The sequence below is a fragment of the Bradyrhizobium sp. JR3.5 genome, assembly GCF_054057015.1.
The window spans coordinates 5838338-5864397 of sequence record NZ_JBSRYV010000002.1; the positions used below are offsets into that span (position 1 = coordinate 5838338).

Consider the following 26060-nt stretch of genomic DNA (forward strand, 5'->3'; position numbering starts at 1 on the left):
TCCGCGAGAGTTTTCACTATTATGATACCGCTTACCGAGTCTCCGGCGATTTTTCCTCATTGGGATCGTCGACTGTGTCATAGATCACACATGCGGTCAGGACATTGCCGTATTGTGAAGAATCTTGCCTCTCGCGTCGAACCACGCACCACCCCCCTCAGACCAACCTTGCGAGACGGCCATTGAGCGCGACACAGGCGGCTTCAGACGAGGTTCTGATCGCTCGGATCGCTCAAGGCGACCGGCTCGCCATGCAGGTGCTGTACGGACGGCATCATGTCAGGGTGTACCGCTTCGGGCTTCGGCTCGTGCGGGACGAACAGGTGGCGGAGGACCTCATTAGCGAGGTCTTTCTGGACGTGTGGCGTCAGGCGGGCAAATTCGAGGGACGGTCCGCCGTTTCAACCTGGCTTCTGGCGATTACCCGGTTCAAGGCGTTGTCTTCGCTGCGGCGAAGAAAAGACGCCGAACTGGACGATGAGGCCGCGAACGCGATCGAGGACACGTCCGACGATCCGGAAACTGTGGTGCAGAAGAAGGACACGGGTGACACGCTGCGTAAGTGCCTGACGGGACTATCGGCGGAACACCGGGAAATTGTCGATCTTGTCTACTATCACGAGAAATCCGTGGAAGACGTCGCAGAGATCGTCGGGATTCCGGAGAACACCGTGAAGACGCGCCTGTTCTATGCGCGCAAGAAACTTGCCGAGTTGCTGAAGGCAGCCGGTGTCGAGCGAGGTTGGCCATGATGGCTGCGAGCAACAAGAAGGTGCAGGGTCAAGATCCTGACGATGTCGAGATGCTGCTGCCCTGGCATGCGGCCGGCACGCTGAACGCGCGTGACGCGCGCCGCGTCGAGGACGCGCTCGCTTCGGATCCGGAACTGGCCAGGCAGTATGCCGTCATCCGCGAGGAATATGCCGAGACCATCGGCCTTAACGAGAGCCTCGGTGCGCCGTCTGCGCGTGCCATGCAGAAGCTGTTTGCCGCGATCGATGCCGAGCCGGAGCGCAAGCCGTCGGCGGGCGCGCGCATGTCGGCCTCCGTCTCGGAGTTCTTTTCGAAATTGTCGCCGCGGACGCTGGCCTGGTCGTCCAGCCTCGGTGCGCTCGTGGTGTTGCTGCAGGCAGGCGTGATCGGTGCGGTGCTGATGCGCAGCGAGCCGGCCTCGTTCCAGACCGCCTCGCTTGATGCCGCCGAACAACGCAGCGCCCCCAGCGCACCGAGCGCGGCCGTCGCACCCAGTGCGCCGATCACCCGCGACCTCGGCGCCAGCGTGGCGGCGGCACCGACGCGGCTCTTGGTGCGCTTCACGCCGGATGCTAGGATCGCCGACATCACGTCGCTGCTCGACAATTACCAGGGCGCGATCGTCGACGGTAAGGGCGGGATGTTCCGATTGCAGTTCCGCGCGATGGACAAGGATGGCGTCGCATCGCTGATTGCCCGATTGCAGAAAGAGAAGATCGTTAGCCTCGCGGTCGAGACCCCGTAGACGGCGGCTGACGGTCTGCGCCGAGTTGAGGTCACCATGACCGCCAACGGCCGGACCAGATCGACGAACAGAGCGGCCATTGCGGCTGCGGTGTTGTTGCTGGCGTCTGTTGCCGGCTCGGCCTACGCCCAGAATTTCATGCGATCACCGATCGGCGGCAGGCCGCAGCTCTCCATCGGGCCGCGGGTCAATCCCGGCATCGGCGGGGCCGGTGGTAACGCCGGCGGCGGGCTCGACGGCACGGCTGGCCGCGCGCCGCTCCACGGCCCGGCGACGTCGTGGACCGGCGACGGACCGCGATCGAGCATGCCGCCACCCCATGTGCGTGACGCCCCCCGTTTCTCTTCCGATTGCGATGACGGCACGCGCCAATGCTCCGGCCGGCCGGTCGCCGTGAACGGTGGCGGCAAGGGCGCTGCGAGGAAGGGCAGGGCCGGCGGTGGCGGCAGCAGCCGCGCGCAGGACGTGGCGGCCACGCGAACCGCGCCGAACGAGCTCGTGGCGGAGATCGACGGCGCATTGACCGAGACCCAGACCGACGCGCTGGCGCGTCGCCATGGCCTGAGGCGGATCGTCTCGCAGAATATCTCGTTGCTGGGCGCGACCATCGGCCTGTTCCACACGGACGGCAATCGTTCCGCCGACGCGGTGGCACGCGACCTTGCAAGCGACAGCAGCGTCCGCTCCGTGCAGCCGAACTACCGTTACGCGCTGCAGGACCAGAAGCCGGCAGCGGGCGGCAGTGATCCGGCGCAATACGCCCAGACGCAGCTGCATCTGCCCGAGGCGCACAGGCTGGCGCGCGGGATGAACGTCACTATCGCCGTCATCGACTCCGGCATTGATGCCGCCCATCCGGAGCTGGCCAACACGGTTGCGGATACGTTCGATGCGCTCGGTAGCAAGGATGGCCCGCATGCCCACGGCACCGCCGTCGCCGGCGTGATCGCGGCGCGCGTCCGGCTGACGGGCAGTGCGCCGGAAGTGCGGATCCTGGCGATCCGCGCATTCGGTGCGGCAGCCGGCGGCGCCGAGAGCACCTCCTATGTGATCCTCAGGAGCCTCGATTACGCGGTCGCGCACGGCGCGCAGATCGTGAACATGAGCTTTGCCGGACCTAAGGACGCACTTGTCGCGCGCGCCGTGGCCGCCGCCGCGGCGAGGGACGTCGTGCTGGTTGCGGCGGCCGGCAATGCCGGCCCGAAATCGCCGCCACTGTATCCCGCCGCCAATCCCGATGTGATCGCGGTCGGCGGCATCGATGCCGGCGAGCGGCTGATGGCCGCCTCGAACCGCGGCAGCTACATCGCGTTGGCGGCGCCGGGCGCCGATCTCCTCGTGTCGGTGCCGGACGGCAAGTACCAGCTGATGTCAGGCACCTCCTTTTCGGCCGCGTTCGTCAGCGGCATCGCGGCACTGGTGCTGGAGCGCAGTCCGGCATTGAAGCCCGCCGAGGTGCGGAAGGTCCTGACCGGCACGGCCCGCGATCTCGGGACACCTGGACGTGACGATCTGTTCGGGGCCGGGGAGGCGGATGCGCTTGCCGCGGTGATGGCGGCGACCAGCGCGCCCGTCGCGGCCACCGTGGACAAACCGTCGCAGCCTGCACATGAGGCGGACGGCAATAACACTTCCGTGAGCCGCGCGTTGAATGAAGCGGCGCCGTCGATCGCGTCGGACGATTCCGCCGCAAATCACCGCGCCGCGCAGTGATTTTCGGTGCTGGGCGCCTGCAACGGTGCGATGGAACCGGGCGTCGAGAAGGTTAAAAAAATCGCCGGCGATTTGAACGTCCGCCGCTCTCTCACGACTTATGTGTGTGGGAGCGGTTTATCCCTCCCCGGCTATATCAGGCGCGAGCGCCCATCCACCCCAAGCGCCCATATGGCTTTGACCCGTCCGGTTGTCCCCCCGGACGGGTCTTTCATTTTGGGGGCATCCTTGCATGACGCACTGGACGGACGCGGTCGCGCTGCATGATTGCGACGGGATGCGCGCGACAGCCGCGGCTGTTTGCTGTGGATCGTTCGGCTGCGCAGCGATCGGCAGCGACGCGCATCGCCACCACGCAAGTCGATGACTTGACGATGGTTCGGGCAACAAACTCCGTAGTTGAGCGGACTTCATTCATCGCCCGTCCGCGATTAAGAATTTGGTTAGACTTTATTTACCTTTTCCACAGAATATCAGTGTCGCATCCAGTTGATTCGGTTCCGTTGCGTCTGCGTCCGTTTCTTTCCCTGCGGGCAAGTTGAATGACACATCGGACCGACGTGGCCAGAGGCCAGGAGATCGTTGCACGCTGGTGCAACCTTGCCGAGCAAAGGCTGGAGCACCTCAACGAGCTGTTCGAAACCGGACGCTGGCGCCGCTATCACAGCGAGCAGGCCTTTCTCGAAAACATCAGGGAAGCCCGGGCCGCGGTCGACATCTGGCGCGAATTGCTGACCCGCGAAGCCTCGCTCGACAATTCGCCGGTCGATCTGTCCTGGCTCGGCCGCGGCAAGTCGAAGCTGCCGCCGCGCGATCTTTCGTCGGTGCAGCAGCGCCGCTCGGAGACGGCGACATTGGCGGAGGCCGCGATGACCGCAGTCGCGGCCGCGATGGAAACGGCGGCCGAGGTCCTCGAGCAGCCGCCCGTTGTGGCCGACGCACCGCCGCTGGAGATGCCCCCTCGGGTCATGCCGCCGCCGGTGCTCGATCTCGACACCATCCAGCGGCGTTATCCGCTGCTGCGCAACGCGCTGTAGGGCGCTCTAGAGCATGATGTGTTTATACGGAAACGTACCCTGAATTTTTGAGATAGTTGGCGCACTCCTCCTTGGAGAAGACGTCGAGGAGTTCGCCGACCTTGCGCCAAGTCGCTTCGACATCACGCGGCTGCGCGGCTCGCATCAGGTGTTTGAGCTTGGCGAAGACCTGCTCGATCGGATTGAGGTCGGGGCTATAGGGCGGCAGGAAGAGCAGATGGGCTCCTGTGGCGCGGATGGCGTTGCGCGCCGCCTTGCCCTTGTGACTGCCGAGATTGTCGAGAATGACGAGTTCACCCTTTGCGAGGGTCGGCGCCAGCACCTGCTCGACATAGAGGGTGAAGAGCTCGCCATTGATGGGGCCGTCGATGACCCATGGCGCGCTGATCCGGTCGTGGCGCAGCGCCGCGATGAAGGTCATGGTCTTCCAATGGCCGAAAGGCGCAGACGCCTGGAGACGTTGCCCACTCGGTCCCCAGCCTCGCAGCGGCGCCATGTTGGTTTTGATCCAGGTCTCGTCGATAAAGACCAGGCGCGAGGCGTCGATCCTGCCCTGATGGGTCTTCCAGCGCGTCCGTTTACGCGCGATATCGGGACGATCTTGTTCGGCCGGCAGGATCGTTTTTTATTGAAGCTCAGCCCTTCGGCATGGACGAACGTCCACACTGCCCGCACGTCGGTCTTGATCCCGCGCGCAGCCAGTTCCTGCGTCAGCTTCCGCAAAGTGAATGGGCCGGAGCGAATGCGTTTGCGCAGCCAGTCGGCATTGGTGCCGGACAGAACCGGCTTCTTGTGACCGCCGATCTTGCCGGGAGAAACGCCTCCGGTCTCCCGCCGCAGATTCTTCCACTTTGTCACACAGGAAGGACTGATCTGAAGCGCTTCTGCAATCGAACGCACGGTCTCGCCCGCGTCAGCCCGCGCCAGAGCGAGTTCACGAAGATCTTCCGAATAGGGTCGCGTCATCCATGCTGGCCCCCGTTCCAGCATGGAGTTGGAATCAGAAATTGTCCCTTCTGGGAATCTGGAGGGTTCTGTGAGGTCGCGCTCACGCGAGGGCGCGGCAGGCGCTTATGACGCGACCTCATTGAAGCCGGATTGAACGAAGGCGCGGGAGGCTATTCGCGGTTTTGCAGCTATGGGGATTGTTCGAGATCGCCATGCCCGATCTGCTGGCTCGGCGCGTGAGGCAGAGACACAGGAGTGCGCATCCTGGAAGAGTTGAGATCAGACGCGCTTCGCCTGAGATCGCGATAGGCCTTTTGCTGCATCGGACGGTTGTTGTCGCGCAGTGTGACAGCACGGATTCGAGATCGTCCGCGATGATCGAGACGCTGGGAGCGAAATGACGAATGATGATCGTCGTGCACGACATGACTTGGCTCACGATGTGTCGCATCGGAACGGTGATGTTCGAGGGCTGGGGCGTCTGAAGCTATGTCGAAAGCGCTCAATGATGCGCATGACGCCACCACAATCGGGACAGGCAGGAACCTCGGCCCAGGTTTGAGCCTCCGAATCCACAGGCGACGGCTGGCCATCGTTTGGGGCTGTTCGCTCATGATCGAGAAGTTCGCGGCAAAGGGCGAGCTTGGCAGCGCGATGGCGGTTGGCCATGAAGCCGAAGTGGCGGATGCGGTGGAAGCCGTCAGGCAGCGTATGAAGCAGGAAACGGCGAATGAACTCATCGGGCTTGAGATTCATGATCTTTGTCGCGCTGTTTTGGCGATAGTCCTTCCATGAGAAGGCGACATGATCGTCGTCGAGTGCGACGAGCCGGCTGTTGGCGATCGCGACGCGATGGGTGTAGCGGCCGAGATAGGCCAGGACCTGTGCGGGTCCGCCGAAGGGCCGCTTGGCGTAAACAACCCAGTTGATGCGTCGCATGGCGTCGAGGTGGGCCGCAAAGGCAGCCGGCTCGGCCAGAGCTCCGAGATCGCCGAAGAAACGCAAGGCACCGGAGTTGAAGGCTGCCGACAGACGTTTGAGAAAAAGTGTGCGAAATAGTCTGGACAACGGTTTGACGGCCAGGAAGAAGTTCGGTCGGCAAGCGGTCCAGCGCGCGCCATCGGGCGAGAGGCCGCCACCCGGAACGACGCAATGGACGTGGGGATGATGCATCAGCGTCTGTCCCCAGGTGTGGAGGACGGCGACGCCGCCGATCGCACCGCCGAGCCGGCGTGGATTGGCGGCGAGCGTCGTCATCGCCTCGGCGGCAGCCTTGAACAGGATGGCATAGACGACGGCCTTGTTCTGGAAAGCGATCGCGGCGATCGGTGCGGGAAGTGTAAAGACGACGTGGAAATAGGGAACCGGAAGCAGGTCGGCTTGACGCGCGGCGAGCCACGCGGCTCGGGCTCTCCCCTGACACTTCGGACAGTGCCGATTGCGGCAGGAATTATAGGCAACGCGTGTCGTGCCGCAGTCGTCGCAAGCCTGCATGTGGCCGCCGAGCGCCTCGGTCCGGCACGCAACGATCGCGCTCATCACGCGCCGCTCGACCCGCCCCAGATGACCGGCATGTACACGGCGATAGGCGTCGCCATGCCGGCGCAGAATATCGGCAATCTCGATGGCGGGCCTGTTGGAGCGGATGTCGGAGCGGGTCATGACCCGCATCCCGCTGCGGGTCATCCAGGTGGCGTCACCTCCAGCGACAGGCGATCGAGCGGGCTCTGCGTCGCTCGGATCGTATCGGTGGCGACCTGCGTGTAGCGCGCTGTCGACGACAAATTATTGTGCCCGAGCAAGACCTGGATGATCCGGATATCGGTTCCGTTCTCGAGAAGATGTGTCGCGAAGCTGTGGCGCAGCGTGTGCAGCGTGACGCGCTTGGTCAGGCCCGCAGCCTTCACCGCCGACCGGCAGGCGGCATGCAGCACGGTCTGATCGATCGGATGATCTTCGTCACGACCAGGGAACAGATAAAGCCGCGGCCGGGCGAGCCGCCAGTAGGTGCGCAGGATGCCCAGCAGCTGGGGCGACAGCATCACGTTGCGATCCTTCGCGCCCTTGCCGTGGCGCACCTGGATGACGCCGCGGGCGCTGTCGATGTCTTCGATCCGCAGTCCCGCAACCTCCGAGGCCCTGAGCCCGGCCGCATAGGCGGTGGTGAGCGCGGCGCGGCTCTTCAGGCTCGATACCGCTTCAAGAAACTGAACCACTTCGTCGGCGCTGAGAACGACCGGCAGCTTGCGCGGTTCTCGCGCATAGGGAATGCGCTCTGGGATGAGCGCCTCGCCGAGCGTGACGCCGTAGAAAAACCGTAGCGCACAGACGATCTGGTTCAGCGCCGGCCATGAGATGCCGGTCGAGACCAAATGCACCTGGAAGGCGCGGACGTCTTCCAGCTCTAACCGGTCAGGCGATCGGCCAAAATAGCGGCTGAACTTCGAAACCGCGCTGATGTAGGATCTTTGCGTCGCCGGCGACAGATTGCGGACGGTCATGTCTTCGATCATGCGGCGGCGAAGAGGGCTCAAATCGGCCATCTCGATACTCCTGTCTGAGGGGGTGGGCTCCAACACCCACATCCTCTCAGCCAGGAGGCGATCTATGCCACCTTGCCCCCTACGCCCCGGCAGCGGCTTCGTTCAATCCCGATTCCGGCAAAAAACAACATGCTCTAGCTTATCTTTTGAGCATAATCTCCGCGCAAACGCGTTTCGCGTTTGTCGCGAGGGAAAACCGCTTCGCACTTTTCCGGATCATGCTCTAGCGCCGCACCGCGTTCGCGCCGACCACGAGCTGCGCATATTGCTGGGCGCCGCCCACTGACAGGTCGGTGGTAACAGGGCGGGCGTGGTCGAGCCCGACCACCGCGCCGCGCGGGGTTTCCGAGATCATGTTGTTGTTGATCAGCGCGGTGCCCGCGCCCGGCACCACCGAGACGCCGATGCCGACGAACGCCTTGCGCACGACATTGCCCGAAATCGCGACGTCGCGCAGATACTTACCCCAACCGGCGACGATGCCGAAGGTCGGCGCATTCTCGATCACATTGCCGGTGACGGCGCTGTCGGCCTCGACATAGATGCCGATGCCGGCCCCGTCGTTCGGGTCGGTACCGATCGGGCGCTTCAGCAGCAGGTTGCGGATGATGTTGCCCTGGACCACCGCGATGCGGCCGCCTTCGTTGAAATTGCACACGGAGACGCCGATCGCGGCGCCGTCGACGGTGTTGTTGGCGATGACAGCGGCCTCGAACGCGAACTCCGAATAGAGCGCGACCTCGCGGACATTGCTGACGCTGTTGTCGGTGATGTGGATGTTGGAGGCCGAATTGCCGCGCACCGCCGAGAAGTCGCAATTGCTGATGCGGTTGCCGCGCACGATCACGTTGCCGGCGCGGAAGGCGTTGATGGCGTTGCCGTACTGCCCGGAGCCGCCGGGACCGGCCTTGATGTCTTCGATGCGGTTGTCGGCGACGATCGAGCCGTCGTCGCCGATCGCGGTGCGCAGGATCTCGATGCCGTTATCGTTGGTGCCCTTGATGGTGTTGCGCGAGACGATGAGGCCGAGTGCGTCGAACGACACCAGCGCCGTCGACGCGATGCCGGTGAAGACGTTGTTGCTGACGTCGCCCGACATCTGCTCGAACCAGATGCCGCTGCCGCCACTGTCGGTGAACTGGCAATCGGTGATGCGGATGTTGCGGCCGGACAGGCAATGGACGAGGCCGCGCCGCGCCGGCAGCGGAACGTTGCCGCCGTCGAAGGTAAGGCCCATCAGGACGATGCCGCCGGCGCCTTCGCCTTCCAGCAGCGAGGCGCCGCCGTTGAACGCGAGATGGCTGGCGCCGCGCACGCCGATCAGCTGGCTGCCGGGCGCAAGCCGCAACAGGCCGGTGCGATAGACGCCGGGCGGGAACGCCAGCGGCACCTGCGCGCGCGCGGCGTCATCGATCGCGCGCTGCAAATTGCGGGTCTGGTCGTCGGGGCTGCCGGGACGGACGCCATATTGCGTGACGTCGCGGCCGAGCGAGCCGGCCGACTGCGCGGCGCGCGCCGCGTCCGGCGACACTGCAAGCGCGCCGGCGACGCCGGCGGCGGAAGCTCCGATCAGATGGCGGCGGTTGACATCCATGGGCACAGCCCTCGCAAACATTCGCGAGCGGTGACGTTCGCGCCCGAGTGGTAGCGCGAAATGCGGCGCGGCATGGTGAACACACCGACGCAGCCGGGCGATTGTTGGCGGTAGGGTTAACCCCCGGTGCAGCCTGTTCACGTTGTCAAACAACGATCTCGCGGCGTCATCACCGGCGAAAGCGGGTGATCCAGTATTCCAGAGGCCGCAGTCAAGGCGCGGATTAATAGCATTTTCTCCAAAGCAGACCTGCGTCGTGTGCTAATGTTTCTTATTTCGTATTCGCAATTGCCACGAAAAGCTCTTCGACCGTCTAAGCTTCAACACGTCGCGATACTGGAGTTGGATATGGCCGATTTCATTATGCCCCAGACGCAATATGCGCGCAGTGGCGACGTCAGTATTGCCTATCAGGTGACTGGGGACGGGCCGATCGACCTTCTGATCGTGCCTGGCTCGATCTCCCACCTTGAGGTCGTGCATGAGTTGCCGTGCATAAGCAACAACGCGCAGCGGTTAGGACGCTTCGCCCGGATCATAAGCTTTGACAAACGCGGTCAGGGACTGTCCGATCGCGTGTCCGGCGTGCCGTCGTTGGAAGAGCGAATGGACGACGTTCGCGCCGTGCTCGATGCGGTGGGATCCCGCAAGACGGTCTTGTTGGGCATGTCGGAAGGCTGTCCCATGAGCGTCCTCTTTTCGGCCACACATCCAGATCGTGTTTCCCACCTGGTTTTGGTCGGGGGCTTCGTGCGCGCGGGCTACTCGATCCCCGCGGCCCAGTTCGAGGCGTTTGCTGACAGGGCTGTTGCAAACTGGGGCTCGGGGCAGATGATGAAACACGTTGTCGGGCTGGCGGACGCTTCCCAAGAGCAGCTCGCAGCGCTCGGCAAGTTCGAGCGGATGAGTTGCAGCCCCGGTGCCTTCAAGGCGATCATGGTGATGAACCGACTGATCGACGTAACGCCGGTGTTGCAAAGCGTGCGCGTCCCGACTCTCGTGCTGCACAGCCAGGCCGATGCCGTGGTACCCGTATCGGAGGGAACGGAAGCTGGGGGCGGCAATACCTGGCGCGAGATACATCGAATACGAGGGTCTTCCGCACGGTGTCTTCTTTACGGTCGAATGCGAACGAGTGATCGGCGACATCGAGGAGTTTGTCACCGGTCACCGTCCTGAGGCAGGAGAGGATGTCGATCGTGTCCTGGCTACCGTCCTGTTCACGGACATCGTCAACTCCACGACGAAAGCCATCGAGGTCGGTGATCGCCGCTGGCACGAACTGCTTGATTCTCATGACCGCTTGGCAGCACAGGTCGTCGAGAGGCATCGGGGGAAGCTGGTGAAGAATACCGGCGATGGAATCTTGGCGACGTTCGATGGACCTGGACGCGGCGTTCGCTGTGCTCTCGCACTGGGCGAAGCTGCGCGCCAGCTCGGGTTGCCGCTGCGCGCCGGACTGCACACCGGCGAGATTGAGGTGCGCGGCAGGGACGTTGGCGGAATAGCAGTTCACGTCGCCGCTCGCGTGATGGGGCGGTCCGATGCAAATGAAGTGCTCGTATCGCGCGTCGTGACCGACCTGGTCGCAGGAGCCGGATTGAAATTTGCGGAGCGCGGCTCGTTCGATCTCAAGGGCATCCCGGGGGCTTGGGATTTGTTCGCTGCTGTCCAGTAGGCGGGGCCTCACCAACGGCGGCTCTGTTGGCCGACCTTCGACGATTGCTTGTGCCCGTTGCTAGGACATCAGCCTTCTACGGTGCCGAGATACGCGGCGCTTCTGTTTGAGAGGACTCGTCCAACCAGCGTCGCTCACGCGCGCGCGGCCTGCCGGGTCAGCTTCACCAGCTCCATCAGCATGGCTTCGCCGGCATCGACCAGCGCTTCCAGCGTGATGGATGATTTGCCTGATGCGGCCGTGCCGTCATGGGCGAGCGGTGGAACATGGATGAACTGCGCGAGGTGCAGGCCGTTGTTGCCGTTGACGGCTTCGATCCCGCGCCAGCTCAGGTAGTTGCAGAGATAGTTGCCGGCATCGCGCGATGTCCGCGCGTCGATGGCGGTGGCTAGCGCTGCGCGCAGGAGTTTTCTCGTGTGCGGCCCGAACACCCGCGCATCGGCGCCGCTCTCGATCGATCCCTTGCGCGCATGCTGGCCGCCGGCATCGGGAAAGCGCGTCGTCATCGCATTGCGGGCGCGGCTTTCGATCCGCAGATGCGAGGACCGGCCGGCGAGGCCGAACATTAACAGCGCTTGCGGGCGATGTCGTGCGATCAGCTCGGGCAATTCGCGATCGACGGCGGCGTAGGTGACGTCGAAGATGTGGCTCGTCAGCGCGACGTCGTCGAAAGCCGGCCGGCGCAGCCCGGTCAGGCGCTTGACCAGCGGCATGGTCGGGTTGAACGGCGCACCCGGGAACGGCCCGAAGCCAGTGACGAGGATGCGCAGTTTGCCGCTCAATGCAGCATCTCCGCGATCTGCTCGGCGGCGACCGCGGGCGAGATGCGGCCGCCGGCGACCTCGGCCTCCATCTTCTTGACCTTGGCGCGGATCGCAGCGTCCGAGCGCAGCCGCGCCATCATCCGGCTTTCCAGCATCGACCACATCCACTTCACCTGCTGCTCGCGGCGGCGGGCTTCGAATTCGCCCGAGGCGTTCATCGCGGTGCGGTGTTCGAGGATCTTCTGCCAGAGCCGGTCGAGCCCGGCGCCGGTCAGCGCGGAATAAGTCTCGACCGGCGGATGCCAGTGCTCGGAGCGCGGCGCCAGGATGTGCAGCGCGCTGCGATAGTCCGCGGCGGCGAGGTTGGCGCGCTTGAGGTTGTCGCCGTCGGCCTTGTTGATCGCGATCATGTCGGCGAGCTCGACGAGGCCCTTCTTGATGCCTTGCAACTCGTCACCGGCGCCCGGCAGCATCAGCGCCAGGAAGAAGTCGGTCATGTCGCAAACCGCGGTCTCGGACTGGCCGATGCCGACGGTCTCGACCAGCACGACGTCGAAGCCGGCGGCCTCGCACAACAGCATCGCCTCGCGGGTCTTCGCCGCGACGCCGCCGAGCGTGCCCGAGGACGGCGAGGGGCGGATGAAGGCCTGGTCGGAGACGGCGAGCCGCGCCATCCGGGTCTTGTCGCCGAGGATCGAGCCGCCGGTGCGCGCCGAGGAGGGATCGACCGCGAGCACCGCGACCTTGTGACCGCGCTCGATCAGGAACATGCCGAGCGCATCGATGGTGGTCGACTTGCCGACGCCGGGCGAGCCGGTGATGCCGACCCGCACCGCCTTGCCGGTGTCGGGCAGCAGCGCCTGCACCAGCTCGCGCGCCGCCGCCTGATGATCGCCGCGCCGGCTCTCCACCAGCGTGATCGCCCGCGCCAGCGCGGCGCGGTGGCCGGCGCGGAGCTGCTTGGCGAGGGCGTGGATGTCGGGAGAGGCGGGCTTCGGCGAGGTCATGGCCTTGGTTTACAACGGCTGCCGGTTGCAGGCGAGGGCGGAGTCCGCACTCGTCCCCGATCAATCGCGAGATCGGAAATCGGGTGGGCGCGCCCGCTGCCATGCGGTTGATCAGGGCCCGTTCCGCATCACTGCGGGCCAACATCCGGAGCCTGCCATGACCCGAGCCTATTACGGCGCCGTCCTCGACCATCCGCTCGATACCGTGTGGTCGCTGATCCGCGACTTCAACAATTACCCCGCCTATATCGAGGGCGTCAGCGAAAGCGTGATCGAGGACGACAAGCGCGGCGACCAGGTCGGTGCTGTCAGGCGCTTCTACTATCTCGGGCTCTGGGTCAGGCAACGCCTTGCCCGCCACTCGGACACGCAGCATTCGCTGACCTATGCCAGCATCGAGCCATTGCCGTTTCTGGCGGATGCCGGCTCGGACGCGCCGCGCAGCCGACCCATTACGAGGGCACGATGCATCTGCTGCCGGTCGTCGAAGGCAACCGCACCTTCATCGAATGGTCGGTCAAGCTCGACACGGCGCCCGGTGACGCCGATCGCTAGACTAGCACAGCCAGTTCCGGGCGTGGATCCCGGATTGGACCGGCTCCTTGGTCAGAGCGCTGGCGCGTCAGCCAGGCTGAGGCCTACTGAAGCAGCTATTGCGGCTGATCGTCCGCGCCGCTCTTCGGCCGCGTGCCGCCGAAGATCTCCGCGCCTTCCGCCGTCAGATACGGCTTCAGCGTCTCCCAAGGCACGAAGACGACATACTGGCCTTCGGCGTAGGGGCCGACGGCGTAGGGCGGGTAGTGGAAGGTGAGGCCGGAGCTCTTGCCTGACACGGTCGATGGCGCGAGCGTCACGGCGCCGATCTTGAGCAGGGTCGGCTTCAGCTCCTTGTACCACTCGGCGGTTGCGGTCTCGCTGGCACCGCGCCGCTTCTTCTCGGCATTCAGTGCCGAGACGACGGCCTTGCGCATCGCCGTCAGGGTCGGGCCGTTGTCGGCTGTCTCGGTGAAGAAGGGACGGATGCTGATGCGCTTCTTCGCCATTGTATCCCACAGGATGGTGTTGACGTCGGTGTTCGGATGCGCGCCGAGCGTGTCCATGTAGTCGTCGCGCAGCACGCTGACATAGCGGCCGTCGACGACGGAGCGCACCGAATATTTGCGCTCGAATGAATAGCCGCCGCGGTCTTTGAAAAGCTCAGGCTCGTCCTTGCGCGCGGAAGCCGCCTCGGCGGCGTTCTTGTCGATCCACTTCCGGCCTTCGGCGAGGCAATCGGCCGCCAGCGCTGGATCAGCCTTGATCTTGTCGTCGAGATAGACGTTGGCCTCGATGCTCGCATTCTTGATCGTGGCGTCGGGCTTGGGATCGGCAGCGCGTGCGGAAAGGCAGAGGCAAGCCAGCAGGCCGGCAAGACCCATGATGCGGGCAGGCGTCATCGAGCGAGCGGAGCGCATGGAAAACTCCGAGCAAGGGAGGCGAAGGCGGCAGCGTTACTCCGCCGCCGCGCTATGGCCGAGCCGGGCGTTGAGCTTGTGGATCAGCTCCTCGGCGGCGTCGGAGATCACGGTGCCCGGCGGGAAGATTGCCTCGGCCCCTTGCGGCATAGAGCGCGTCGTAATCCTGCGGCGGCACCACGCCGCCGATGATGATCATGATGTCCTCGCGGCCGTGCTTCTTCAGCGCGGCCTTCAGTTCCGGCACTGCGGTGAGATGGGCTGCTGCGAGCGAGGAGACGCCGAGAATGTGGACGTCGTTCTCGACCGCTTGCCGCGCGGCTTCGTCGGCGGTTGCGAACAGCGGTCCGATATCGACGTCGAAGCCGACATCGGCGAAGGCGGATGCGATCACCTTCTGGCCACGGTCATGGCCGTCCTGGCCGATTTTTGCCACCAGGATGCGCGGGCGGCGGCCTTCCGCCTCTTCGAAGGCGTCGATCAGCGCCTGCACCTTTTCGACCTTGTTGGACATGGCCGCTGCCTCTCGCTTGTAGACGCCGGTGATGGACTTGATCTCGGCGCGGTGGCGGCCGAATACCTTTTCCATCGCGTCCGAAATCTCGCCGACCGTGGCTTTGGCGCGTGCGGCGTCGATCGCCAGCGCCAGCAGATTGCCGTTGCCTTCGCCGGCCGAGCGGGTCAGCGCGGCCAGTGCCGCATCGACGTCCTTCTGGTTGCGCTCCTTCTTGAGCCGCGCCAGCTTGTCGATCTGCAGCCGCCGCACGGTGGAGTTCTCCACCTTCAAGACGTCGATCGGCCGCTCGTTCTCCGGCTTGAACTTGTTGACGCCGATCACTGCCTGCCTGCCGGCATCGATCCGCGCCTGCGTCTTGGCGGAGGCTTCCTCGATCCGCAGCTTCGGCACGCCGGCCTCGATCGCCTTGGCCATGCCGCCGAGTTCCTCGACCTCCTGGATGTGACCCCAGGCCTTGCCGGCGAGATCGCGGGTCAGACGCTCGACATAATAGGAACCGCCCCAGGGATCAATGATGCGGTTGGTGCCGCTCTCCTGCTGCAGGAACAGCTGGGTGTTGCGGGCGATGCGCGCCGAGAAGTCGGTCGGCAGCGCCAGCGCCTCGTCGAGCGCGTTGGTGTGCAGCGACTGGGTGTGGCCTTGCGTCGCCGCCATCGCCTCGATCGTGGTGCGCATCACGTTGTTGAAGACGTCCTGCGCGGTCAGCGACCAGCCCGAGGTCTGGCAATGCGTGCGCAAGCTGAGCGAGCGCGGGTCCTTCGGGTTGAACTGTTTCAGCAGCTTGGCCCACAGCAGCCGCGCCGCGCGCATCTTGGCGACTTCCATGAAGAAGTTCATGCCGATCGCCCAGAAGAACGACAGCCGCGGTGCGAAGCGGTCGACATCGAGGCCGGCGGCTAGTCCCGCGCGCAGATATTCGACGCCGTCGGCGAGCGTATAGGCGAGTTCGAGGTCCTGCGTCGCGCCGGCTTCCTGCATGTGATAGCCGGAGATCGAAATGGAATTGTATTTCGGCATCCGTTGCGAGGTGTAGGCGAAGATGTCGGAGATGATCCGCATCGAGGGCGTCGGCGGATAGATGTAGGTGTTGCGCACCATGAACTCTTTCAGAATGTCGTTCTGAATGGTGCCTGACAGTTTCTCCGGCGGCACGCCCTGTTCCTCGGCGGCGGCGACGAACAGCGCCAGGATCGGCAGCACCGCGCCGTTCATGGTCATCGACACGCTCATCTGGTCGAGCGGGATGCCGGCGAACAGCGTGCGCATGTCGTAGATGGAATCGATCGCGACGCCGGCCATGCCGACGTCGCCGGAGACGCGCGGATGATCGGAGTCGTAGCCGCGGTGGGTGGCGAGGTCGAACGCGACCGACAGGCCCTTCTGGCCCGCTGCAAGGTTGCGTCGATAGAACGCGTTGGAATCCTCCGCCGTGGAGAAGCCGGCATATTGCCGGATGGTCCAGGGCTGGTTGATATACATGGTCGGGTAGGGGCCGCGCAGATAGGGCGCGATGCCGGGCCAGGTCTCGAGGAAGTCGATGCCTTCGAGGTCGGCCTCGCTGTAGACGGACTTCACCGGAATGCCCTCGGGCGTCAGCCACGGCTCGGCGCTCGCGGCCGGCATCGCCGTGGCAACGGGCTGGAAGGCGACATCGGCGAAATTGGGAATGCGGGTCATTCCTTGGCTTCCTTAGTCATGGTCCGGATGCTGATGGCTGACGATGGTCACCATCTTCTCCGGTCCGTAATTCTGCATCGTGGTCTGGCTCGGCAGATTGGCGATGCCGACCACCCAACCGTGGCGGGACTCGGTTCCGAATTGCTGCGTCGGGATCACCCGGTCGGGCCGATCGAAGGCGCCGGTCATGATCTCGATGCGGGGACCGTCGATCCGCCGGAAGCTGAGCGGCGTGCCGCAGGCGGCACAGAAGTCGCGCTCGGCGATCGAGGAGGATTTGAACGCCGCCGGCTTGCCGCGGGTCCAGGCGAAATCCTCGTTGTTGATGTCGGCGAAAGAGGCGAACGGCGCACCGGAGGCCTTTTGGCACATCCGGCAGTGACAGATGCTGACGCGGTTCGGTGCCGCGGACACCGCAAAGCGCACGGCGCCGCACTGGCAACCGCCGGTCAGAACGGGTTTCGCTGGTGTCTCTGCCGTCATGCCTGCTCCATCCGCCGATAGGCGTCGCGCAATGTCGCCAGCGCATCACCGCCGGCGAAGACGAACTCACCGATGCCGGCCGCCCGCAGCGCTGATTCCTGGTCGCCGGGCCGCCCTGCCAGATAGATATGCCTTGCTCCGGCGCCGTGAAGGGCCTTGGCGGCCTCAGCGGCGCTGACGGCATAGACCTTATCAGAGGAACAAAGGCACGCCATCGCGGCGCCCGAGGCCGTGAACGCTGCGGCAAGAGCGGCCGCGTCGGCAAAGCCCTCGCTGTCGATGGCCTCGATCCCGCCGGTCTCGAAGAAGCTTTTTGCAAATGTCGCGCGGGCCGTGAAATCCGCTGGCGTGCCCAGGTTTGCGAGGAAGATCTTGGGCCGTGCGCCACGCGCCTTCAGCGCGGCGTCGGACTTGTCGCGCAGCGCCTCGAACGGTTCGGCGAGCCGCATCGGCGCAAGGGCATCGAAGCTGACCTTGGCACCGGCGGTGGACACCGGCGCGGCCGGTTTCACATCCAGCACCGCGAGGTTGGCCTCGTGGAGGTTGGGGAATTCGCTGGCGCCGGTCAGCACGTCGCGGCGCTTCGCCACATTGGCTTCGCGCTGCGCCCGCGTCGCGGCGACTTTCTTCTGTAGCAGCCCCTGCTCGAGCGCGGTGAAGACGCCGCCGGCCTTCTCGATCTCCTGGAACAGCGTCCACGCCGCCTCGCAGAGTTGCGCGGTCAGGGCCTCGATGCCGCCGGCGCCTGCCGCGGGATCGGAGACCTTGGCAAGGTTGGACTCATCGAGCAGCACGAGTTGCGTGTTGCGCGCCACGCGGCGGGCGAAATCGTCCGGCAAGCCGAGCGCCAGCGTGTGCGGCAGCACGGTGATGGCGTTGGCACCGCCGAGCCCGGCGGCAAAGGTCGCGATCGTCGCGCGCAGCATGTTCACGTTGGGGTCGCGCTGGGTCAGCATCCGCCAGGCGGTCTGCGCATTGACGAACATCGGCTTCGGCATAAGGCCGCAGGCCTCTTCGATCCTTGCCCAAAGGCGGCGCAGCGCGCGGAATTTCGCCATGGTCAGGAACTGGTCGGCATCGGCGCTGAGCCGGAATGAGACGGCTGCGCGCGCTGCATCGAGGTCGAGCCCTGCGGCTTCCAGCATGCGCAGATAGGCGAGCGCGGTCGCGAGCGTGAAAGCGAGTTCCTGCACCTCGGACCCGCCGGCATCATGCACCGGCCGGCCGTCCGCCAGTACGAACGGGCCCTTGAAGCCGCGCTTGATCAGGCCGTTGACGACCTGGCCGAACGGCTTTGCGTAGTCGGCCCAGCTGGCTGCCGCCGCACCGCGCACGGCAATCGTGCTGAGCGCCTGGTAATTGAAATGCAGGTCGAGCTTGGCCGGATCGAGCTTGCGGGCCTCGACCATGTCGGCAAACGTCTCGCCGGCGTTCTCGCGCCCGATCACCGGGTTGAGCGCGATCATGATGCCGGCATCGAGATGGACGCCGCCGCAGGCCCGCGCCAGCGTCTTCTTGCTGGCATCGGAAAGACCGAAGCCGCGCGCGCCGGGACCGCCGGCGAACTCGAATTCGAGGCCGGTCGCTCCGTTCTCGAGATCCTGCAAGGCCTGCGCATTGGCCGCTGCGGCGTCGGGGTGGTCGACCCGCTGCAGGATTTGCCAGGGAGAGGCGGCGGCGCGGCCGGGAAGCGGACTTGAGTTGGTCGCGCGGCGGTAGATCGGATCGATCCTCAGGCCATCATAGGTCTTGCCGACCAGCTTCTCGAACGGCGCGCCCTTCAGCACGCCGTCGACCAGCTTCCGCCAGTCGTCATAGGTCGCCGGTGCAAAATCCGAAGCCAGAGCCAAATCGTTAGTCGAGGTCGTCATCCGCCCAAATCGTCCTTCATCGGCCCGCGACGGGGTCCCTTGATTTGGCCGGAAATTGCCACGGGCGGGCGGCCAAGCCAAACGGTTGTTTGAGGTCGTGCGGTTTTTAATCGAGGTCCGCTAGACGGAAAATACCGTCCGTCGAGACCCCAGCCAGCGCATCCGCGACGCGGCGCCCGGCGATGACGCGGTCGGGAACGATCTCGGCCAGCGGCACCAGCACGAAGGCGCGCCCGAACAAACGCGGGTGCGGCAGCGTCAGTTCCGGCTTGTCGAGTGTGACGTCGTCATAGGCGATCAGGTCGAGGTCGAGGGTGCGCGGTCCCCAGCGCAGCTCGTTCTTGCGGTCGCGGCCGAATTTGCTTTCGATCCTGTGCAGTGTGAACAGCAGCGCATGCGGATCGAGGCCGGTGTCGATCTCGATGCAGGCATTGATGAAGCTGTCCTGCTGCTGCTCGCCCCAGGGCGGTGTCGAATAGTCCGATGAGCGCGCCAGGAGCGCGGCCTGCGTCATGCCGCAGATATTGGCGATCGCCTTGCGAAACGTCGTGCGGACGTCGCCGACATTGCCGCCGAGTGCGATCAGGACGTCAGCCATCAGCGTTCAACCTTGGGCGCTCAACTCTGGGATGGCGGATGCCGCGAGCGCGTCAGCACCACGCCGACATCGTCGAAGATCGCGGCGATCGGCGCATGCGGCTTGTGCACGGTGACCTTGACCGCCCTGACGCGCGGGAAGGTGGTCAGGATGTCATCGGCCACCGCGCCGGCGGCGCGCTCCAGCAGCTTGTAGTTGGTGTTCTTGAATGCCGACGTCGCCGTCGCCACCACGTTGGAATAGGACACCGTGTCGGAGAGGCGGTCGGTACGCGAGGATTCCGAGAGGTCGGTATAGAGCTCGAGGTCGATGACGAAGCGCTGCCCGACTTCGGTCTCATGCTCCATCACGCCATGACGGGCATGGATGACGATCCCGGTGATGAAGATCGTGTCGGTCATTGCTGTCCCTCGATTGCCGCGGCCACCCGCAGCGCCTGAACGGTTTCCGCGACGTCGTGCGCACGGATGATGCGGGCGCCATTCCGCGCGGCGATCAGATGCGCCGCGATCGAGCCGCCGATGCGCTGTTGCGGCTCCGAGGCCACGATCGTGCTGATGAAACGCTTGCGGGAGGCGCCGACCAGCACCGGCAGGCGGAACGCGTTGAGCTCGGCAAGCCGCGCCAGTGCGATCATGCTCTGCTCCGGCGTCTTGCCGAAGCCGATGCCGGGATCGAGCACGATCCGGTCGGGCGCAATGCCGGCGCGCGCCGCGATCTCGAGCGAGCGTTCAAAGAACGCGGCGATGTCCCGCATGATGTCGATCGCCGGATCGGCCTGCTCGCGATTGTGCATGATGATCACGGGCACGCCGCGTGCCGCGACGAGCGGCGCCATGCCGGCATCGCGCTGCAGGCCCCAGACGTCATTGGCGATCGCAGCGCCTTGGTCGAGCGCCCAGGCTACGACCTCCGACTTCATGCTGTCGATCGAGACCGGCACGCCGAGCGCGACGACCTCCGCCAGCACCGGCTTCAGCCGCGCCATCTCGGCCTCGGCGGTGACCGGCTGCGAGCCGTAGGGGCGGGTGGATTCCGCGCCGATGTCGATGATGTCGGCGCCCTCGGTGATCAGCCTGCGGGCCTGCGCCAGCGCCTGTTCGGGCGCGATGAACTGGCCGCCGTCGGAGAACGAATCCGGCGTCACGTTCAGGATACCCATCATCGCCGGATAGGACCGCGACAGCAGCGCCGGCAGCACCGCTGATACGGCCGGGCCGGTTACCGCCGATGCTATGGGCCTGATTGCCATCATGCGGTGGCTTTGCGCTGACCGCAGCGGCAAGTCAAGGTGCCGCAGCGATGCGTGGCGCCGGCGGCCGCGGGTGCGGTTAAGGCAGCCTAATAGTGATGCTAATAGGTGATTTTGAGCGGCAGCTTGCGTGCCTGTTCAATCAGCAGCTCGACTGACTTTTCTGACGGCATCACGCGGACGAGCTTACGCCGCACATTGGCGTCCTTCATGCTCTGCGCCAACCGCGACGGGTTGCGCTGCGCGAGCTCGCGCACGGTGGTGACGCCGGCGGCGCGGACCAGCCCGACCTTCGCCTTGCCCATGCCGGGAATCCGCATGTAGTCGGAGATGTTGGCCCATTCCAGCAATTGCTGTTCACTGATCCCGGTCTTGGCGGCGAGCGCCTTGCGTCCCTTGACGGTGCGGGCCGCTTCAAGCAGCGCGTCGGTCGTGCGGATACCCTGCGATTTCAGTTTGGTGGCGCAATAGGCGGACAGGCCTTCGATCTCGGAGAGGGGGTATGTCATGATACTCGTATGCAGGTAACAGGTAGAAGGGAGCGCGCGTGCAGGGGCGTTGGGAAAGTGCTTCAGGCAAACTGGCTGAGGCCCGGTGTCCCCGAGATGATCTCGCCCATTTGATCCGCTCCGATTTTGTCGCGGCCGAACCTGAAAAGTTCACGCGCGACGTTCTGAATTTCACCCATGCTCAGGCCAAGCGCCATCAGCCGGGTGCCGACAGCCATCAGGCCGCCGCCCATCAACCGCGATAGGCCACCGCTGTTGTTGGAGGCGGCGATCGCCGCTTCGGCGCCGGGGATTTGGTCGATCAGAGCCTGGACTTTGTCGGAAGGTCCCTCGTTACGGAGGAAACCCAGAACGATGCCGATGGTTTTCTCAGCGACAGCGCCATCGATGCCGGCCTTCGCGGCCAGCTGTCCAACCAATTCATCCATCTTGCCCCGCCTCAACCGGACTTTGCCGGGTCGTTCTTAAAGATTTATCTTGAGCGCCTGTGTCACGAAATACAAGCGATCCGCGCATTTCAGTTCGTTTTCTTTTTCGATCGCGTCGCGACTGTGGCCTCGCTGCAAGAGTGAGCGGCGGATTCACACCATCTTGTCGCAATGCGCAATGCCTTTCGTCACTTCGCCGGGAATAAAATATGAGGAACCAGTGGCGCGACAATATACGTCAGCTTGCGCTGACGGTTTCAATCGACCGGCAAGATGCAATATGATGGCACTGGTTCGGTATCGAACCTGGGTTCGATGATCGAAACGATCTAAATCTGCGCGAAGAGGCGAAGCGATGGCGACCTCCGACAATAAATTGGCCGATACCGACGAGAGGATTTTTATCGGCAAGGGTGAGGAGACAGCCTGGCTGACGCTGGCGCTGGCCAACCGGCATGGCCTCGTCACCGGTGCAACCGGAACCGGCAAGACCGTCTCGCTTCAAGTCATGGCTGAAGGATTTGCGCGCGCCGGCGTTCCGGTTTTCGCCGCCGACATCAAGGGCGATCTCTCCGGTATCTCCGAGGTCGGCGAGGCCAAGGACTTTATTGTGAAGCGCGCCCAGGAGATGGGCTTGACCTTCCAGCCCGATCAATTCTCGACCGTATTCTGGGACGTGTTCGGCGAGCAGGGCCATCCGGTGCGCGCCACCGTTACCGAGATGGGACCGCTGTTGCTGTCGCGGATGCTCGATCTGAACGACGTGCAGGAGGGCGTGCTCAACGTTGCCTTCCGCGTCGCCGACGAGAAACGGCCTCGCGCTGATCGACATGAAGGATCTGCGCGCCCTGCTGGATGCGATCGCGCCCGACAGCAGCAAGAAGGGCGCCGACGACGGCGAAGATCCGCTGGCGTCGATCCGCAAGGCCGCGCAGAGCTACGGCAATGTGTCCAAGGCGACGGTCGGAACGATCCAGCGTCAGCTGCTGGTGCTCGAGAACCAGGGCGGCGCGAAGTTCTTTGGCGAGCCCGCGCTGACGCTGAAAGATTTCATGCGGACCGACCGCGACGGCCGCGGCATGGTTAATATCCTCGTCGCCGACAAGCTGATGCAGAGCCCGCGGCTTTACGCCACGTTCCTGCTCTGGATGCTCTCGGAATTGTTCGAGGAATTGCCGGAGGCCGGCGACCTGCCGAAGCCGAAGCTGGTGTTCTTCTTCGACGAGGCGCATCTGCTGTTCACCGATGCGCCGAAGGCGCTGATGGACAAGATCGAGCAGGTGGTGCGGCTGATCCGCTCCAAGGGCGTCGGTGTCTATTTCGTCACGCAGAATCCGATCGACGTGCCGGACAAGGTGCTGGCGCAGCTCGGCAACCGCGTGCAGCACGCGCTGCGCGCCTTCACGCCGCGCGACCAGAAGGCGGTTGCGGCGGCCGCGCAGACCTTCCGGCCCAATCCGAAGCTCGATACCGCGCGGGTGATCATGGAGCTCGCCAAGGGCGAGGCGCTGGTTTCGTTCCTCGAGGGCGGCGGCACGCCGTCGATGGTCGAGCGCGTCATGGTGCGCCCGCCGTCGGCGCGGATCGGGCCGATCACGCCGGAAGAGCGCAAGGCGATCATGGATGCGAGCCCGGTGAAGGGCAAATACGACACCGCGATCGACGCCGAATCCGCCTACGAGATCATCCAGAAGCGCCTGTCGGGGGCGGCGGCTCCGGCGGGCGGTGCGGATGGTGGCGAAGGCGGCGGCATCCTCGGCCAGATCGGCTCGATCGCCGCCACGATCTTCGGCACCAACGTCAAGCGCGGCCGCATGTCGACCGGGCAGGTGATCGCGCGCAACGTCACGCGCTCCGTGACCGACAAGGTGATCGGCGGCGTGGCGGCCGATCTCGGCAAGTCGGTGGGAGGATCGGTCGGGGGATCGATTGGCCGCGCTCTCGTGCGCGGCGCGCTCGGAGGATTGCTGCGCAGATAATATTAGAGCTATCATCCCAGCATTGTCGTCATCTGATTGGAACGAACATTTGCTGAGATATCCTTCGCTGAAGGCGCCGTTTCATCTGTTGTTTTTGGTCTGCTGCATCGGGCTGACCGCAGACGTTCTGGTCCCGGAGATTTGGGGACACGGCAAGACGAAGGATTATCCATTGTGGTTCTGGGCCGGACAGCAAGTGCTGCACGGTCACAGCCTTTATCCCGCCGATGCCTCCGGCTATTTCGAGTTCATCTACCCGCCGTTACCAGCGGTGCTCCTCGCGATTCCGGCGTTCTTCGGCAAGATCCCGCTTTACTTGTGCCTTTCCCTGCTCAACGCCGCCGCGTGGTGGATGGTTGCGCAGTTCTCGCACGCGATGGCGGGATCGGGTCGCGAGCCGGGGCCCTGGCTTGAGGCGCTGCCGGGCTGCCTCATGGTGACCTTCGTCATCGATATCTTCGACCTTGGGCAGCCAAACCTGATCCTGCTTGCGATGATGCTCTATGGCTTCTGGCTGTTGCGGAGCGGGCGGTCGTGGCTTGCGGGCGGCATGTTTGCCCTGGCGGCCGCAATCAAGGTGTTCCCGATTGCGGTATTGCCCTATCTCGTCTGGCGCAGGCGCTGGGGCGCGATCGCCGGCATGACTGCATTTCTGGTCTTCTTCCTGTTCGTCCTGCCGGTGCCATTCCGTGGCTTTCAGCACAACGCTGCCGAATTGAAGACCTGGTACCACGGCATGGTTGGGGCGAGTTCGGCCGAGGGGTTTGGCCAGCGGGCCGAGCAGAACTGGTCGTCAGTAAACCAGTCGATCATCGCAGTATCGCATCGGCTGCTGCGGCCGCTGAACTACAATCAGGACGATCCGAGCAAGCCGCCGCGTTACATGAACCTCGTCGATCTCGACTTCGCGACGGCGAACTGGGTCATCGTCGCGGTGAGCATCCTGATCGGGCTTGGCTACATCTGGGTCATGCCGCCGGCCTGGTTGCGGACCGAAAAGTCGGACGCGGAGGAGATCGGCATCCTGTTCTGTCTGATGACGGTGGCTTCGCCATTGGCACGCGAATACTACTTCGTGTGGTTGTTCTTCCCGATCACGGTCTTGATGCATCGTGCCGTTTATCATCCGCGGCCAAAGATTCGGACCGGAACCTGGGTCGTGGTTGCGGTCGTTTGTGCCCTGCTCGGGCTCTCGTTGCCGTGGTATCCGATCGCGCTGCGGGCCTATGGCAATAATGTTGCTGCGACCTTTGTGCTGATCGCGGGCCTAGTGTGGTGGACCAGAAGTTCGCGATATCGAATCTGGATTTGGCGGAGCGTTGTACCGGCAGAAGCGTTCGATGGATGCCAGGATGTCATCGGCGGACTTAGTCCAGCGGAACGGCTTGGGATCGGCGTTGTGCCGGTCGATGAAGGAAGCGATGTCTGCCCGGAGGGCGGCAACGCTTCGATAGATGCCGCGTCTGATCTTCTTGTCGGTCAGGAGTGCGAAGAAGCGCTCGACCTGGTTGAGCCATGACGAACTGGTCGGGGTCAGGTGCACGTGCCACCGGGGCCGCTTGGCGAGCCATCTTCGGATCAATGGCGTCTTGTGCGTGGCGTAATTGTCCATGACCAAATGGACGTCGAGGTCGCGCGGCACGGCAGCCTCGATCTCGTCGAGGAACTTGCGGAACTCGACAGCACGGTGGCGTCCGTAGCACTTGCCGATCACCCGTCCACTGGCAATGTCGAGGGCGGCGAACAGCGATGTGGTGCCGTGCCTTGTGTAGTCATGGCTTCTTCGGGCCGGTTGGCCGGGACGCATCGGCAGCATCGGCTGACTGCGGTCCAGTGCCTGGATTTGGGATTTCTCATCCACACAGAGAACGATGGCGTGCTCCGGCGGCGAGACGTAAAGGCCCACGACGTCGCGCACTTTGGCCACGAAGTTTGGATCGGTCGAGAGCTTGAACGTCTCTAGCCGGTGCGGCTGGAGCCCGAAGGCCCGCCAGATGCGTTGCACCGTCGACACCGACAGGCCGCTGGCCTTCGCCATGCCGCGGGAACTCCAATGGGTGGCGTTCTCGGGGCAACTCTCCAACGTCCTTACGATCAGGGCTTCGATGCGGGCATCGTCAACCGTACGTGGCGCTCCGGAGCGGGGCTCGTCACGCAGCCCGTCCACGCGCCGCTCCACAAAACGCCGCCGCCACTTGCCTACCGTTGACCGGCCCAAGCCCAGCTTGGCCGCCACTTCCTTGTTTTGACCGCCTTCCGCGCAGGTCAGCACGATCCGGGCTCTCAGAGCCAGCGCCTGCGCCGTCTTCCGCCGCGTCGTCAGCGCCTTCAGTTCGGCGCGCTCTTCATCACTCAATGTCAGGGAGGCAAGTTGCCGGACCGCCATCAGATCCTCCGTCACTGCTGCTGCCTCCCAGCCTTGGCACAGCGACGCGAACCTACTGCGAATCTACGATTGCGAACTTGTGACTCGGGACACTAGTCTGGCACATCCGCAAGTCTTCCGGCAA

Annotated in this window: 21 protein-coding genes and 4 pseudogenes; 9 read left to right on the top strand and 16 right to left on the bottom strand. The window is 64.5% G+C overall.

Annotated elements, in window-relative coordinates:
• The first annotated feature begins 182 nt into the window (after positions 1 to 182).
• From ACVWW1_RS44695 to ACVWW1_RS44710, 4 genes are all read left to right on the top strand, one after another.
• Positions 183 to 752, top strand: coding sequence for a sigma-70 family RNA polymerase sigma factor (locus ACVWW1_RS44695; RefSeq protein ID WP_092125157.1), 570 nt, complete (start codon positions 183 to 185; stop codon positions 750 to 752).
• Positions 752 to 1498, top strand: a complete 747-nt coding sequence (locus tag ACVWW1_RS44700) for a hypothetical protein (protein WP_207840805.1) — start codon at positions 752 to 754, stop codon at positions 1496 to 1498. Before ACVWW1_RS44695 ends, ACVWW1_RS44700 begins: the two co-directional genes overlap by 1 nt.
• A gap of 36 nt (positions 1499 to 1534) precedes the next feature.
• The gene (locus ACVWW1_RS44705; RefSeq protein ID WP_456660275.1) at positions 1535 to 3211 is read left to right on the top strand and encodes a S8 family serine peptidase; all 1677 of its coding nucleotides are present in this window, start codon (positions 1535 to 1537) and stop codon (positions 3209 to 3211) included.
• 542 nt (positions 3212 to 3753) lie between these two features.
• The gene (locus ACVWW1_RS44710) at positions 3754 to 4248 is read left to right on the top strand and encodes a TIGR03809 family protein (protein ID WP_456660276.1); all 495 of its coding nucleotides are present in this window, start codon (positions 3754 to 3756) and stop codon (positions 4246 to 4248) included.
• A 22-nt stretch (positions 4249 to 4270) separates the two neighbouring features.
• On the opposite strand, the gene ACVWW1_RS44715 is transcribed toward ACVWW1_RS44710, so the two are convergent.
• The 4 genes from ACVWW1_RS44715 to ACVWW1_RS44730 form a co-directional block, all read right to left on the bottom strand.
• Positions 4271 to 5214 (bottom strand): IS630 family transposase gene (locus ACVWW1_RS44715; RefSeq protein WP_456660277.1). Its coding sequence is split into 2 segments (ribosomal slippage): positions 4271 to 4873 and positions 4876 to 5214, totalling 942 coding nucleotides; the frame shifts between segments, so codons are not numbered across the junction.
• Positions 5215 to 5631: 417 nt separating this feature from the next.
• A complete protein-coding gene (locus ACVWW1_RS44720) occupies positions 5632 to 6858 on the bottom strand; it encodes an IS91 family transposase (protein WP_176396397.1) in 1227 nt (408 codons plus the stop codon).
• 20 nt (positions 6859 to 6878) lie between these two features.
• Positions 6879 to 7739: a tyrosine-type recombinase/integrase gene (locus tag ACVWW1_RS44725; protein WP_029085027.1), complete on the bottom strand. Its 861-nt coding sequence runs from the start codon at positions 7737 to 7739 to the stop codon at positions 6879 to 6881.
• A 223-nt stretch (positions 7740 to 7962) separates the two neighbouring features.
• The gene (locus tag ACVWW1_RS44730; protein ID WP_456660278.1) at positions 7963 to 9333 is read right to left on the bottom strand and encodes a TIGR03808 family TAT-translocated repetitive protein; all 1371 of its coding nucleotides are present in this window, start codon (positions 9331 to 9333) and stop codon (positions 7963 to 7965) included.
• Between the two features lie 348 nt (positions 9334 to 9681).
• Between ACVWW1_RS44730 and ACVWW1_RS44735 the strand changes: the two genes are divergently transcribed.
• Both ACVWW1_RS44735 and ACVWW1_RS44740 read left to right on the top strand, forming a co-directional pair.
• Positions 9682 to 10512 (top strand): alpha/beta fold hydrolase, encoded by an 831-nt coding sequence (locus tag ACVWW1_RS44735; RefSeq protein WP_456660279.1) that lies wholly within the window; start codon positions 9682 to 9684, stop codon positions 10510 to 10512.
• Positions 10469 to 11011, top strand: coding sequence for an adenylate/guanylate cyclase domain-containing protein (locus ACVWW1_RS44740; RefSeq protein ID WP_456660280.1), 543 nt, complete (start codon positions 10469 to 10471; stop codon positions 11009 to 11011). The genes ACVWW1_RS44735 and ACVWW1_RS44740 overlap by 44 nt, the downstream gene beginning before the upstream one ends.
• A gap of 134 nt (positions 11012 to 11145) precedes the next feature.
• On the opposite strand, the gene ACVWW1_RS44745 is transcribed toward ACVWW1_RS44740, so the two are convergent.
• Complete coding sequence (locus ACVWW1_RS44745) at positions 11146 to 11793, bottom strand: pyroglutamyl-peptidase I family protein (protein WP_456660281.1); 648 nt, start codon at positions 11791 to 11793, stop codon at positions 11146 to 11148.
• A complete protein-coding gene (gene meaB / locus ACVWW1_RS44750) occupies positions 11790 to 12782 on the bottom strand; it encodes a methylmalonyl Co-A mutase-associated GTPase MeaB (protein WP_456660282.1) in 993 nt (330 codons plus the stop codon). The genes ACVWW1_RS44745 and meaB overlap by 4 nt, the downstream gene beginning before the upstream one ends.
• A gap of 157 nt (positions 12783 to 12939) precedes the next feature.
• On the opposite strand from meaB, the pseudogene ACVWW1_RS44755 reads away from it, so the two are divergent.
• Positions 12940 to 13134, top strand: a pseudogene (locus tag ACVWW1_RS44755) (SRPBCC family protein); the annotation flags it as partial.
• A gap of 298 nt (positions 13135 to 13432) precedes the next feature.
• On the opposite strand, the gene ACVWW1_RS44760 reads toward ACVWW1_RS44755, so the two are convergent.
• From ACVWW1_RS44760 to ACVWW1_RS44800, 9 genes and pseudogenes are all read right to left on the bottom strand, one after another.
• Positions 13433 to 14236 (bottom strand): RsiV family protein, encoded by an 804-nt coding sequence (locus ACVWW1_RS44760; RefSeq protein WP_456660283.1) that lies wholly within the window; start codon positions 14234 to 14236, stop codon positions 13433 to 13435.
• 36 nt (positions 14237 to 14272) lie between these two features.
• Positions 14273 to 16430 (bottom strand): annotated as a pseudogene (gene scpA / locus ACVWW1_RS44765) (methylmalonyl-CoA mutase).
• Positions 16431 to 16442: 12 nt separating this feature from the next.
• Entirely contained in the window at positions 16443 to 16913 is a 471-nt protein-coding gene (locus ACVWW1_RS44770) for a GFA family protein (RefSeq protein ID WP_456660284.1), read from the bottom strand.
• On the bottom strand, positions 16910 to 18784 hold the full coding sequence (locus ACVWW1_RS44775) for a methylmalonyl-CoA mutase family protein (protein WP_456660285.1): 1875 nt from the start codon (positions 18782 to 18784) through the stop codon (positions 16910 to 16912). The genes ACVWW1_RS44770 and ACVWW1_RS44775 overlap by 4 nt, the downstream gene beginning before the upstream one ends.
• A gap of 106 nt (positions 18785 to 18890) precedes the next feature.
• A complete protein-coding gene (gene folK, locus ACVWW1_RS44780) occupies positions 18891 to 19382 on the bottom strand; it encodes a 2-amino-4-hydroxy-6-hydroxymethyldihydropteridine diphosphokinase (RefSeq protein WP_456660286.1) in 492 nt (163 codons plus the stop codon).
• A gap of 20 nt (positions 19383 to 19402) precedes the next feature.
• The gene (folB, locus tag ACVWW1_RS44785; protein ID WP_092125171.1) at positions 19403 to 19783 is read right to left on the bottom strand and encodes a dihydroneopterin aldolase; all 381 of its coding nucleotides are present in this window, start codon (positions 19781 to 19783) and stop codon (positions 19403 to 19405) included.
• On the bottom strand, positions 19780 to 20637 hold the full coding sequence (gene folP, locus ACVWW1_RS44790) for a dihydropteroate synthase (RefSeq protein WP_456660287.1): 858 nt from the start codon (positions 20635 to 20637) through the stop codon (positions 19780 to 19782). The genes folB and folP overlap by 4 nt, the downstream gene beginning before the upstream one ends.
• A 98-nt stretch (positions 20638 to 20735) precedes the next feature.
• Positions 20736 to 21143 carry a DUF4332 domain-containing protein gene (locus ACVWW1_RS44795; RefSeq protein ID WP_092125172.1) on the bottom strand — a complete coding sequence of 136 codons (408 nt, stop codon included), beginning with the start codon at positions 21141 to 21143 and terminating at the stop codon, positions 20736 to 20738.
• A 62-nt stretch (positions 21144 to 21205) separates the two neighbouring features.
• Positions 21206 to 21571, bottom strand: coding sequence for a hypothetical protein (locus ACVWW1_RS44800; protein WP_092127034.1), 366 nt, complete (start codon positions 21569 to 21571; stop codon positions 21206 to 21208).
• A 355-nt stretch (positions 21572 to 21926) separates the two neighbouring features.
• Between ACVWW1_RS44800 and ACVWW1_RS44805 the strand changes: the two are divergent.
• Positions 21927 to 23550 (top strand): annotated as a pseudogene (locus ACVWW1_RS44805) (helicase HerA-like domain-containing protein).
• Between the two features lie 49 nt (positions 23551 to 23599).
• Positions 23600 to 24835 (top strand): annotated as a pseudogene (locus ACVWW1_RS44810) (glycosyltransferase family 87 protein); the annotation flags it as partial.
• On the opposite strand, the gene ACVWW1_RS44815 reads toward ACVWW1_RS44810, so the two are convergent.
• Complete coding sequence (locus ACVWW1_RS44815) at positions 24818 to 25936, bottom strand: IS630 family transposase (RefSeq protein ID WP_456660702.1); 1119 nt, start codon at positions 25934 to 25936, stop codon at positions 24818 to 24820. The pseudogene ACVWW1_RS44810 and the gene ACVWW1_RS44815 sit on opposite strands and share 18 nt — an antisense overlap.
• Between the last annotated feature and the right edge of the window lie 124 nt (positions 25937 to 26060).

What these genes read in the sequence shown, in the direction of transcription:
- ACVWW1_RS44700 (WP_207840805.1), top strand. Translation starts at nt 752, where the DNA reads ATGGCTGCGAGCAACAAGAAGGTGCAGGGTCAAGATCCTGACGATGTC.
- ACVWW1_RS44705 (WP_456660275.1), top strand. Translation starts at nt 1,535, where the DNA reads ATGACCGCCAACGGCCGGACCAGATCGACGAACAGAGCGGCCATTGCG.
- ACVWW1_RS44710 (WP_456660276.1), top strand. Translation starts at nt 3,754, where the DNA reads ATGACACATCGGACCGACGTGGCCAGAGGCCAGGAGATCGTTGCACGC.
- ACVWW1_RS44720 (WP_176396397.1), bottom strand. Translation starts at nt 6,858, where the DNA reads ATGACCCGCTCCGACATCCGCTCCAACAGGCCCGCCATCGAGATTGCC.
- ACVWW1_RS44725 (WP_029085027.1), bottom strand. Translation starts at nt 7,739, where the DNA reads ATGGCCGATTTGAGCCCTCTTCGCCGCCGCATGATCGAAGACATGACC.
- ACVWW1_RS44730 (WP_456660278.1), bottom strand. Translation starts at nt 9,333, where the DNA reads ATGGATGTCAACCGCCGCCATCTGATCGGAGCTTCCGCCGCCGGCGTC.
- ACVWW1_RS44735 (WP_456660279.1), top strand. Translation starts at nt 9,682, where the DNA reads ATGGCCGATTTCATTATGCCCCAGACGCAATATGCGCGCAGTGGCGAC.
- meaB (WP_456660282.1), bottom strand. Translation starts at nt 12,782, where the DNA reads ATGACCTCGCCGAAGCCCGCCTCTCCCGACATCCACGCCCTCGCCAAG.
- ACVWW1_RS44760 (WP_456660283.1), bottom strand. Translation starts at nt 14,236, where the DNA reads ATGCGCTCCGCTCGCTCGATGACGCCTGCCCGCATCATGGGTCTTGCC.
- ACVWW1_RS44770 (WP_456660284.1), bottom strand. Translation starts at nt 16,913, where the DNA reads ATGACGGCAGAGACACCAGCGAAACCCGTTCTGACCGGCGGTTGCCAG.
- ACVWW1_RS44775 (WP_456660285.1), bottom strand. Translation starts at nt 18,784, where the DNA reads ATGACGACCTCGACTAACGATTTGGCTCTGGCTTCGGATTTTGCACCG.
- folK (WP_456660286.1), bottom strand. Translation starts at nt 19,382, where the DNA reads ATGGCTGACGTCCTGATCGCACTCGGCGGCAATGTCGGCGACGTCCGC.
- folB (WP_092125171.1), bottom strand. Translation starts at nt 19,783, where the DNA reads ATGACCGACACGATCTTCATCACCGGGATCGTCATCCATGCCCGTCAT.
- folP (WP_456660287.1), bottom strand. Translation starts at nt 20,637, where the DNA reads ATGATGGCAATCAGGCCCATAGCATCGGCGGTAACCGGCCCGGCCGTA.
- ACVWW1_RS44795 (WP_092125172.1), bottom strand. Translation starts at nt 21,143, where the DNA reads ATGACATACCCCCTCTCCGAGATCGAAGGCCTGTCCGCCTATTGCGCC.
- ACVWW1_RS44800 (WP_092127034.1), bottom strand. Translation starts at nt 21,571, where the DNA reads ATGGATGAATTGGTTGGACAGCTGGCCGCGAAGGCCGGCATCGATGGC.
- ACVWW1_RS44815 (WP_456660702.1), bottom strand. Translation starts at nt 25,936, where the DNA reads ATGGCGGTCCGGCAACTTGCCTCCCTGACATTGAGTGATGAAGAGCGC.